The following is a 10,652-nucleotide window of genomic DNA, read 5'->3' as shown; positions in this document are numbered from 1 at the left end:
CGCAGTGCTGCGCCGGGAGCGCCGTCTGGCCGGCGTCGAAGCAGCCTCAGCTGCTGTACCCGCAGCAGCGCCCCGAGTCGGCGCGGGCCCCGCGGCCGCATTAGGTGCTGCCCCCGGGGCCGTTGCCTCCTCCGGGCGGCAATCGCTGCCGGCGTTCTTAGCTGGCTGGTTCTTTTCCTGCGTCATTACCTCTGTCTTTTCCGCCGAGCGATGCGGCAGCCGCTGCCACGGCCGCTCGGATGGCCGGGTTGGGCCCGTCCGCGGGGATCAGTCCTTCCACGGGATTCGACGGCTCCGCGGCGTTTGGCTCCGAGCGCTGGCGGATGCGGGTGCTCCCGTGGGGATTGACCATGCTGCGGTCCTGGACCGGGCGGGTGTCGCGGATGGGTTCCGCCTGGGCCGGCGCGCTGAGGCCCAAGTAGCGCCCAACGAGGTCTGCACAGGCCGAAGGGTCAGTGAAGACCTCGATGGTCCACAGCGGCATGTACCTCCAGCCGAGGCGTTCCAGCAGCTGCGGGCGGAGCCGGCTGCGCTCCCGGACACTCATGCTTCGGTAGCGTGCCGTGCCGTCAGACTCGATGGCCATCGGGACGGCAGAATCCGATTCCCCCTGACGCTCGACCGTGGCGACAATATCGATTGCGCCGTCGTAGTGGTCCCAGACCTGGGCCCCGCGCGAGCGGAGCCGCCCGACGAGGTCCGCGACCAGCGGGTCGTCGGACATGATCGAGCCGCCGGCCGGCCGTGTGGCGGCAGCCGCTGCCGGCGCGCCGGAGAGCTCCCGCACCAGCAAGCGGTAGAAGTCCAGGGCACCGTGCCCGAGACGGGATTCATCCAAGTCGGAGGGCTGGAAACAGGTGAGGACATGCAGCCTCTGCCGGGCACGGGTCATTGCGTTGACGAACCGGCCGCGGCCCTCCGGCTCGGAAAGCAGCCCAAAGTTGTGCAGCGCACGGCCATGCGGGGTCCGGCCGAAGCCCAGGGAGAAGATCACAGCGTCCCGGACCAGTCCGGCTGCCCGGTCAGCAGGGACCACCCGGAAGGATTCCGTGCCGGGAGCAAAGAAATCTGCTGCCCAGGGGAAGTTGGCCATCTGGACCCGAATCGCTTCGGCGACGCGGACAGCGTGCCGGGAGCTCGCGGTGATCACGGCCAGGGATTGGCTGGGCCGGCGCCGGACATGCTCGAACACGAGGTCAACCACCCGGTTGACCTCCGCGGCAACGCTCTCGACGCCTTGGTGGTCCGCGCTGGGCATACCCGTGCCATCTGCCAGGTACTCCACTGTCAGGGGACGCTCACCCGTGGCAATCTCGTCGCCGCGGGGCACCCATTCCAGCCGTCCCTCGTAGAATTCCTCGCTGAGCTGGTTGAGCAGATGCTTGTCTGTCCCCCGGTACACGGTGGACAGGGCACGGCTGGGCAGGATGTGAGCGAGTGACTCGTAGGCGCTGGGCAGGTCTTCGCCGTTGCCGGCCGGCTGATCCTGCACATCGATGCTGAACGGGCGCGGACCGCCCAGGCGTCCGTCGCCGAAGGCGATGACCTGGCCGGAACGGGCGATCGCGGGCACTGCGGCCTGCAGGCTGATGGCTTCCGCGTCCAGGATGATAAGCGCGTCGAAGCGCCGGGTGCCCGGCAGCAGCATGGGCAGCAGCAGCGGGCTGGCGGCCCAGATGGGCAGGAGCGAGGAGACAAGGTCAGCGGACTGGGCGCTGAGCGACTCAACGGTCAGCGGACCCGACGTGATCGTTTCCTTGAGCTGTCCGGCCTCACGTGAGTTGGACTTGATTCCCTCACGCCAACGCTTTGCGAGGGCCCAGCGAAGCCGGGAAGAGCCAGAGGCGATGTGCGCGTTATCGGCCAGCCGGTATTCCGCTTCCAGCCGGCGCAGGCTGTCGCCGTCGGACATGGCCAGGTAGTCATCACCGCTGATCATGGCCTCGAGCGCAGACTGCCACCAGGCCAGCTCCAGCTCGTAGCCCACCTGCCGGGGCGTGACCTCCCGGGCTTCAAGGTCATCGAGCAGCTCGCCCAGGCCATGGCCGCGCATCTCGTCCAGGAGCAGCGTCCGCTCGGGCAGTGTCTCCAGCGTTTCCTTGTCCCCGGCAAGGGCCCGGAGTCGCTTCTCGAGGACGTCAAGCGACTGCCCCGCGAGTTCCGGCTCCCCCGCGGTACGGGCCAGGATTCCGGTCAGGGTGTCCAGCTGTTCCTTGACGGCCAGGTAGGTGCGGTTGAGGTCCGCGAGCCCGGTCGGCACGGAGGGGTGGCGCTGTGTGGTGGCATAACGGGACCAGGTCACACGCTGCTGCTGCACCTGGACCAATGAAGTGTGAAGGTCGGAAATGTGGACGCCGGGGCGGATGTATTCCTTAGCGACCCGGCGCAGCCGGGAACGGGTCATGGAACTCATGTCGACGCCGTGCTCCCGGCGCCATGATGACGAGGCTGTCGCCGAAATGAGGTCTGTCACCGGCCGGTCGAAGATGTCCGGAGTGAACTTGTCCAGGCTTTCGCGCACCGCAACCAGCAGCTCCAGCTGCTCGCCCCACTGGGCGAACGTCTCCCCCAGGCTGATCTGTGAATGCTCAGCGACTTCCTGGACCCGCACGCGCAGCTGCGGCAGCGCCTCGGCCAGCTCTTCGGTGAGCTTGTGGGCGTCTTCCGTTTCCTTGCGGTTGAGCAGTTTGGCACCGAACCAGGGGCTCGAAACCGCGGCGCGTGAAAAACTGCCGAGTTCGGCGGCCCGGCGCAGGCGCCCCGTAAGCTCGGTGCGGTCGGTGATGCTGTCCAGCACGCTGCGCTTGAGCCGCACGGTGGTGGCCGGGGCCGGATTCATGGACGTGAGCTCGGCCAGTGACTGCATTGCCTGGTAGGGAGAGCAGCCCCAGCGCTGGCGGACGTTGTGCAGGGACTTAACGTGGTCCCTCAGCTGGTGCCGGCTTTCTGCCAGGACCTTGTGAAGGTTGCCCAGATTGGGTTCGGTGGCTTTTTCGTTGCGGACGATAGCCCGGACCAGGCGGTCTCGCAGCTGCTCCTCGCTCATTCCGGCGTTCACCTGCAGGACCAGGGACCCGAGGTTCAGGGCATCCACGCCGGAGACGAATTCGTTCAGCGTGCCGCGGCGTTCGGCCACCACCAATACGGATTTGCCGGCGTTGACCAGTGCTGCGGCCGCGTTGATTGCGGTCTGGGTCTGTCCGGTGCCCGGAGGTGAGGACACAACCAGGGATTCGCCCGCACCGATCAGATCCAGCACATCCTGCTGCTCGTGGTCGGCGTCGAGCACCAGCAGCTCGTCAGCGGGTGCCCGCTCATCGAGCGGAGGAAGCCCGGGCTCTCCTGGTGTGGCCGGCTGCGGCTGGCCGCCCAGCGCGGCCTCCATCAGGGCCCGCAGGATGGGGTGGTTGGGATCCAGTGCCGTGTCCTCGGCGAGATCCGGAAGATCGGCGAAGGTTGAGACGAGCAGCCGGTGCTCGATGTTCATGCCGCGGACTCCCTCGGTCAGGGCCCGCAGCCGGTCCAGGACGGGGTGGGGGTCAAACCGGGCGGTGCCGTAGGCAAGCCGCGCCAGCGCATCGGCGTCGACGTCCAGGTTCTGCTGGACCTGCAGGTGCCGGAGGAGGGCCGGGTTCAGTTCGGCCTTGCCGGTCAGCTGCAGTTCGTAATCGTCCTGGGAGGGGTGGACGGTGAGCGATACCGGTGTCAGCAGGACGGGAGCCGTCAGGGATTCCGGCCGCACGGCTTCGTCGGAGGCGTAGCGCCAGGATGCCGTGCCGGCGGCGAGATAGCCGACGTCGAGCCCACGGTCCGAGCCCAGTTCGTAGATCTTTGCGCGCAGCGCCCGTGCTGCCCGCTTCGCGGTGCGGTAGTGGTCGGCATCGCGCAGCAGCGTGGACATCCGGGTGCGCCGGCCCGCGAGGAGCTGGGCCAGACCGGAGGGATGCGCATGGGTCAGGTCGATGCTGTTCTCCGCCGAGACCGTGAAATGCAGCAGCGTGTCCGACCCCGCATGCTGGCCAAGCCGGGCCAGCCACGGCAGCAGGAAGTCCGAGGCACTGTCGCCGGGATTCTGCTCAGACACTGATGTCCTCTTTCCTGCACTTCCGCGCGACGATCTTGACCAAACTGGCATACCTTCCAAGCTATCGCCTCTTGCCCGGATAGCTCCGGATAGCAACGCGGGGGACGGCTTGTTCAGCCGTCCCCCGCGTTTACGATGCTACTCCCACTCGATGGTGCCCGGGGGCTTGCTCGTGACGTCGAGCACGACCCGGTTGACGCCGTCCACCTCGTTGGTGATCCGGTTGGAGATCCGGGCCAGGAGGTCATACGGCAGCCGTGACCAATCCGCCGTCATGGCGTCTTCACTGGAAACCGGACGCAGGACGATGGGATGGCCGTAGGTGCGGCCGTCGCCCTGGACACCAACGCTGCGGACATCTGCCAGCAGCACAACCGGCATCTGCCAGACCTCGTCATCCAGGCCGGCTGCGGTGAGCTCGGCACGGGCGATGGCGTCGGCTCGGCGCAGCAGGTCCAGGCGTTCCTGGTTGACCTCACCGATGATGCGGATGCCGAGTCCGGGGCCGGGGAACGGCTGGCGGCCAACGATTTCGGCGGGCAGGCCGAGCTCGCGGCCCACGGCACGGACCTCGTCCTTGAAGAGCAGGCGCAGCGGCTCAACCAGTTCGAACTGCATGTCCTCGGGCAGGCCGCCAACATTGTGGTGGCTCTTGATGTTGGCTGCGCCTTCGCCGCCGCCGGATTCGACGACATCGGGGTACAGGGTGCCCTGGACCAGGAAACGGATCGGTTCTCCGGCAGCCTTGGCCTCGGCCATGATGGCGCGCTCGGCTTCTTCGAAGGCGCGGATGAACTCGCGGCCGATGATCTTGCGCTTCGTTTCCGGATCGGTGACACCGGCCAGGGCGGTCAGGAAGCGTTCCTGTTCGTTGGCGACGTAGAGATTGACGCCGGTGGCGGCGACGAAGTCGCGCTCCACCTGCTCGGCTTCACCTTCGCGGAGCAGCCCGTGGTCCACGAAAACGCAGGTGAGCTGGTCACCGACGGCACGCTGGACAAGCGCTGCCGCCACGGCGGAGTCTACGCCGCCCGAAAGGCCGCAGATGACCCGGGAGGACCCGATCTGTTCGCGGATCCGTTCGACCTGCTCTTCAACGATGTTGCCGGTGGTCCAGCTGCGTTCCAGTCCGGCGCCCTTGAAGAGGAAGTTCTCCAGGACCTGCTGGCCATGGGCGGAGTGCTTGACCTCGGGGTGCCACTGCACGCCGTAGAGCTTCTTCTCCTCGTTGGCAAAGGCAGCGACCGGTGCGCCGGCCGTGCTGGCCAGGACGTCGAATCCCTCAGGTGCCTCTTGCACACTGTCACCGTGGCTCATCCAGGTGTTCTGGTGGTCAGGGGTGCCTTCGAGGATGGAACGGGCGCTGCCGCTGGTCACTGCGTCGGTGGACCCGTACTCGCGCATCCCGGTCTCGGCGACCTTGCCGCCGAGGGCGGCGGCCATCGCCTGGAAGCCGTAGCAGATACCGAAAACCGGCACGCCGGCTTCGAAGAGTGCGGGGTCGACGTTAGGGGCACCTTCGGCGTACACGCTGGAGGGTCCGCCGGAAAGGATGATGGCTGCCGGGTTCTTGGCCAGCAGCGCTTCGGTGCTGTAGGTGTGTGGCACCACCTCGGAGTAGACATCGGCTTCGCGCACGCGCCGGGCAATCAGCTGGGCGTACTGGGCGCCGTAGTCCACAACCAGGACGGGGCGCTCTTCAATGGGAGCAGTCGCGGGATTAGTCACTTTTCAAGGATAGTCGCCACAGCACCGCCACCGCACATCGCAGCCGGCACCGGCCGCGAGGAGCGGCCGGTGCCTGCAGGGACTAGTAGCGCTTGGCCGCTTCGGGATGGGCCGCGAGCTCGGCGAGGACCTGCTTGTGGGTCCGGCCTTCCACGATAAAGGAGAGGAACGGCACAACGCCGCCGAGGGCGATAACGATGAACTTACTGAACGGCCAGCGCATCAGCTGCCAGATCCGGAAGTCGGCGAACAGGTAGACCACATACAGCCAGCCGTGGGCGATCAGCACCGCGGTGTAGAGGTTCAGCCCGCCGAGCATTACCGGCGGAATGTCCAGCATGTACTTCATGACCATTTCCGCCACAAGCAGCAGCAGGAAGATGCCGGTCACCCAGGCGGAGACCTTGTAGAAGGTCAGGGCGGAACGGATTTGGGCGTGGGTGCCTCCGAACCTGCGCTTCTTCTTTCGGGGCCTGGGCTGCTTCGTGACTGCGGGATCGCTCACTTCTTTACCTCACTGCTAGTTGGTCCGGACGGCTGCTCTCCGCCGGCCACGTCATCATCATCGTCTTCATAGTCATAGTCGTCGTCATCGTCCTCGAGGCTGCGCTGATAGGAGTCCGCGAGCAGGCGCCACCAGAGGAACACCGCGAACCCGGCAAAAACGAACCACTCCACTGCGTAGAAGATGTTCAGCCAGTTGACGGTCTTTTCCTGCGGCTGCGGCGCCGTGACGACGGTTTCGAGGCCGCTGCCGGCGCCTTCCCCGGCTGCTGTCTGCGTATCGTGCGCCGTGACGAAGGCGGAGTACAGGGGTTTGTCCCAGATGTTGCCGAGCTCGGCAGTGGAGAGCGCCGCCACGGTGTCCTCGGGTACGGGTCCGGCGACGGGTGCCTCCGCGGGCAGGAGCCGCCCGGTGATAGTCACTTCGCCTTCCGGGGCTGAGCCTGCCTTCGACGGGTCATCGGTCCAGCCGCGGACCACCGGCATCAGCGCGCCAGCTGGTGCCCCGTCCACTGCGAAGGCGGTGACGACCCAGTAGCCGTCGGCACCGTCCTGCAGGCGGTTCTGCACCAGCACCTGGTCTGCGGCCTCGAAGGAGCCGGTGAAGGTGACTATCTGGTCTGCCTCGGTGGCGTACAGCGGAACGCCGGGGGTGAAGACCTCCGTGAGCGGCCGCACCTCCTCCGTGGTCTCCGTTCCCGGAGCCCCTTCGTTCTCGGCGGAGGAAAACTGCCACTCGCTGAGCAGCACGAACACGGTAGAGATGGCCAGAGCAAGGATCAGGCCAGCGATCCATCGCGGTTGCAGGGCAGTCTTAAGCACAGCTTAACGGTACTTCGTAGTCGTGTAGAAAACCCAATGCCCGGTCCGCGGGCACTCAGTGGTCAAAGAACACCAGCGATGAATTTATGAGTTCTGCAATGACCTCGGCGTCGTTGGCCCGGCGCAGGGATTCACGGAAAGCCGGCCGGAACAGTGACCGGGCCAGGGTGGCCAGGACCTCCAGATGCTCCGAGTAGGAGGCGGCCGGCGTTGCGATGAGCAGCACAACGCTGGCCGGCCCGTCCAAGGCACCGAAATCGATTCTGTGCCCGTATTTGCAGATACCGACGGCAATCGAGGTCTTCACCGCGTACTCACTTCGGGCGTGCGGCAACCCGATTCCTCCGGGAAGCCCTGTCGCCATCTGGTGTTCCCTAGCCGTGACGTCCTTCAGGAAACCCTGCAGGTCCGTGATCCGGCCCTGCGCGAACATTCGCTCGGCGAGCTGGGTGGCGGCGTCCGTCCGGTCGGATGCCTCCATATCCAGGACAACCATCTCCGGCTCCGTCAGGACGGTGGCGTACGGGTTCAGGCTCAGTTCACTCATGCGCGCGTGGTCGTCGCTCAGCGCGGGGGCGCAATGTCCTGGACTGCCAGGCGGGCGGCATCAGCGGAAATATCGTCCGGCTGTTCCTGGCTGAGGCGCTCGGCCTCGACCCGGGCCAGGTAGTGCCTGACTTCCTCTTCGGTGCGCTTCTCATCCCAGCCGAGTACCGGAGCCATCAGCTCTGCTGCGACCGGAGCCGCGGCTACCCCGCGGTCCCAGAACTCGATTGAGATCCGTGTGCGGCGGGCCAGGACGTCTTCGACGTGCCGGGCACCTTCATGCGTCGTGGCGTAAACGACCTCGGCGCGCAGGTAGTCATCCGCACCGGGCAGGGGCTCACCCAGCGTCGGATCGGCGGCGATCAGGTCCAGCACCTCGTTTGCCAGCGCCCCGTAGCGGTTGAGCAGGTGCTCAACCCGAACAACGTGGACGCCGTATTCGTCCGCGGTGCGGTGGCGCTTGTTCCAGGCGGCCTTGTAGCCGACGGCGCCCAGCAACGGGATGGTCTGGGTGCAGCTCTCGGGAACCTTCTCATCGAGGGCGCGTGCGGCTTCGTCCACCGCGTCTTTGGCCATCACGCGGTAGGTGGTCCACTTGCCGCCGGCCACCACCACCAGCCCGGGAACGGGATGCGCGACGACGTGTTCCCGGGAGAGCTTCGCCGTGGAGTCATTCTCCCCCGCCAGCAGGGGACGCAGGCCAGCGTAGACGCCTTCGACGTCCTCGCGGGTCAGCGGCCGCTTTAGCACGCGGTTGACGTGCTCAAGGATGTAGTCGATGTCAGCGGAGGTCGCTGCGGGGTGTGCCTTATCCAGGTTCCAGTCGGTGTCTGTGGTTCCGATGATCCAGTGCCGTCCCCACGGAATCACGAACAGCACCGACTTTTCGGTGCGGAGGATCAGGCCCACCGTGGACTGGAACCGGTCCCGCGGCACCACCAGGTGGATGCCCTTGGAGGCACGGACCTTCAGCTGGCCGCGGTCCGTGACCATGGCCTGGGTTTCATCCGTCCACACACCGGTGGCGTTGACGACCTGCTGGGCGAAGACATCGAACTCATCACCGGTTTCCTGGTCCCGGACCCGGGCACCAACAACACGCTCGCCTTCGCGGAGGAAGTCGACGACGGCGACCCGGTTGGCGGCGGAGGCCCCGTAGTGCACGGCGGTACGGACCATGTTCGCCACATACCGCGCGTCGTCGACCTGCGCGTCGTAGTAGCGGATGGAGCCAACCATGGCGTCGTCCTTGAGGCTGGGTGCAGCACGCAGGGTTGAGCGCCGGGTGAGGTGCTTGTGCATGGGCACACCGCGGGAATTGCCCGAGGTCAGGCCCATCGTGTCGTAGAGCATGATGCCGGCGCCGACGTAGGGCCGCTCAACAAACCGCTTGGTCAGCGGGTACAGGAAGGGCACCGGCTTCACCAGGTGCGGGGCGATCCGCTGGATCAGCAGTCCGCGCTCCTTCAGGGCTTCCTGCACCAGCGCAAAGTCGAGCATTTCCAGGTAGCGCAGGCCGCCGTGGATCAGCTTCGAGGACCGGGAAGAGGTTCCCGAGGCCCAGTCCCGGGCTTCCACCATGCCGACCTTCAGGCCGCGGGTCACCGCGTCCAGGGCAGCCCCGGCACCCACCACGCCGCCGCCGACAATGAGGATGTCCAGCTGGCCGCCGGGTTCGGCGGTGGCACGCAGTTTATCCAGGGCGGCTTCGCGGTATTCCGGACTTAGTGCATCTGTAGCCATGGTCAAGATTCCTCTCTGAAGCGTGCCCCGGTGTGCCGGGGAGTTGTACTCAGCTGTTGTACAGGTAGGGCGCCACCAGCACATCGATGCGTTGGAAAGCCTTTAGATCAGAGTAGCCGGTTGTGGCCATTGCCCGCCTTAGTGCACCCATCAGATTCGAGGTTCCGTTGGTGTGATGGGAGGGGCCCCAGAGCACTTCCTGGAGCGGGCCAACCGTGTCCAGGTGGACCCTGTCACCACGCGGCAGTTCACTGTGGTGGGCTTCCTGCCCCCAGTGCCAGCCGCGTCCGGGGGCTTCTTCGGCGCGGGCCAGCGCGGATCCGAGCATGACGGCGTCGGCGCCCATGGCGATGGCCTTGATGATGTCGCCGCTGGTGCCCATGCCGCCGTCGGCGATCACGTGGACGTACCGGCCGCCGGACTCGTCCATGTAGTCCCGGCGTGCTTCGGCGATATCCGAGATTGCGGTGGCCATGGGTGCGTGGATGCCCAGGGCACGGCGGGTGGTCGTCGTGGCTCCCCCGCCGAAGCCGACCAGGACACCCGCGGCGCCGGTGCGCATCAGGTGCAGGGCCGGGGTGTAGCCGGCAGCACCGCCGACGATGACGGGAACGTCGAGTTCGTAAATGAACTGCTTGAGATTCAGCGGCTCGACGTTCTTGGAGACGTGCTCTGCGGAGACCGTGGTGCCGCGGATCACGAAGATGTCGACGCCGGCGGCCAGGACGGTCTTGTAGAACTCCTGGGTGCGCTGCGGTGTCAGGGAACCCGCGACCGTGACGCCGGCCTCGCGGACTTCGGCCAGCCGGGAGGTGATGAGTTCGGCACGGATGGGTGCGGCGTAGATTTCCTGCAGCCGGGAGGTGGCGGCGGGATTGAAGTTCTCCTGGCTTAGGACGGCGATTTCGTCCAGCACCGGCTGCGGATCCTCGTAGCGGGTCCACAGCCCTTCCAGGTTCAGGACGCCGAGTCCGCCGAGCCGGCCGAGCGCGATGGCGGTCGCCGGGGACATCACGGAGTCCATCGGAGCGCCGATCACCGGCATCTCGAACTGGTACGCGTCAATCTGCCAGTTGACCGAAACATCCTGGGGGTCACGGGTGCGCCGGGACGGCACAATCGCTACATCGTCCAGGGAGTAGGCTCTGCGCCCACGCTTGCCACGGCCAATCTCTATCTCGTTAGTCACTGCTCTAGGTTATCCCAGACCAAAAAAAGAAGCGGG

General features: G+C 66.4%; 7 protein-coding genes. All 7 read right to left on the bottom strand.

Features of this window, described 5'->3' with window-relative positions; translation table 11 throughout:
* Positions 1 to 157: 157 nt before the first annotated feature.
* The gene (locus RTN46_RS08160) at positions 158 to 4,135 is read right to left on the bottom strand and encodes a DUF4011 domain-containing protein (RefSeq protein ID WP_312180455.1); all 3,978 of its coding nucleotides are present in this window, start codon (positions 4,133 to 4,135) and stop codon (positions 158 to 160) included.
* An 87-nt stretch (positions 4,136 to 4,222) separates the two neighbouring features.
* Positions 4,223 to 5,812, bottom strand: a complete 1,590-nt coding sequence (gene guaA / locus RTN46_RS08155; protein WP_312180453.1) for a glutamine-hydrolyzing GMP synthase — start codon at positions 5,810 to 5,812, stop codon at positions 4,223 to 4,225.
* 82 nt (positions 5,813 to 5,894) lie between these two features.
* Positions 5,895 to 6,317, bottom strand: a complete 423-nt coding sequence (locus tag RTN46_RS08150; protein WP_312180452.1) for a DUF3817 domain-containing protein — start codon at positions 6,315 to 6,317, stop codon at positions 5,895 to 5,897.
* Positions 6,314 to 7,138, bottom strand: a complete 825-nt coding sequence (locus tag RTN46_RS08145; RefSeq protein WP_312180450.1) for an SURF1 family protein — start codon at positions 7,136 to 7,138, stop codon at positions 6,314 to 6,316. Before RTN46_RS08145 ends, RTN46_RS08150 begins: the two co-directional genes overlap by 4 nt.
* A 55-nt stretch (positions 7,139 to 7,193) precedes the next feature.
* Positions 7,194 to 7,685, bottom strand: a complete 492-nt coding sequence (locus tag RTN46_RS08140; RefSeq protein ID WP_312180448.1) for a PTS sugar transporter subunit IIA — start codon at positions 7,683 to 7,685, stop codon at positions 7,194 to 7,196.
* A gap of 17 nt (positions 7,686 to 7,702) precedes the next feature.
* Positions 7,703 to 9,427, bottom strand: a complete 1,725-nt coding sequence (locus RTN46_RS08135; RefSeq protein ID WP_312180446.1) for a glycerol-3-phosphate dehydrogenase/oxidase — start codon at positions 9,425 to 9,427, stop codon at positions 7,703 to 7,705.
* A 49-nt stretch (positions 9,428 to 9,476) separates the two neighbouring features.
* Positions 9,477 to 10,616 (bottom strand): GuaB3 family IMP dehydrogenase-related protein, encoded by a 1,140-nt coding sequence (locus RTN46_RS08130; RefSeq protein WP_312180444.1) that lies wholly within the window; start codon positions 10,614 to 10,616, stop codon positions 9,477 to 9,479.
* Between the last annotated feature and the right edge of the window lie 36 nt (positions 10,617 to 10,652).

Origin of the sequence: Arthrobacter sp. (genome assembly GCF_031988865.1) — a bacterium.
Taxonomy (GTDB): Bacteria; Actinomycetota; Actinomycetes; order Actinomycetales; family Micrococcaceae; genus Arthrobacter_B.
Note: the sequence above shows the minus strand (reverse complement) of the source record. Positions and strands in the feature narration are given on the sequence as shown.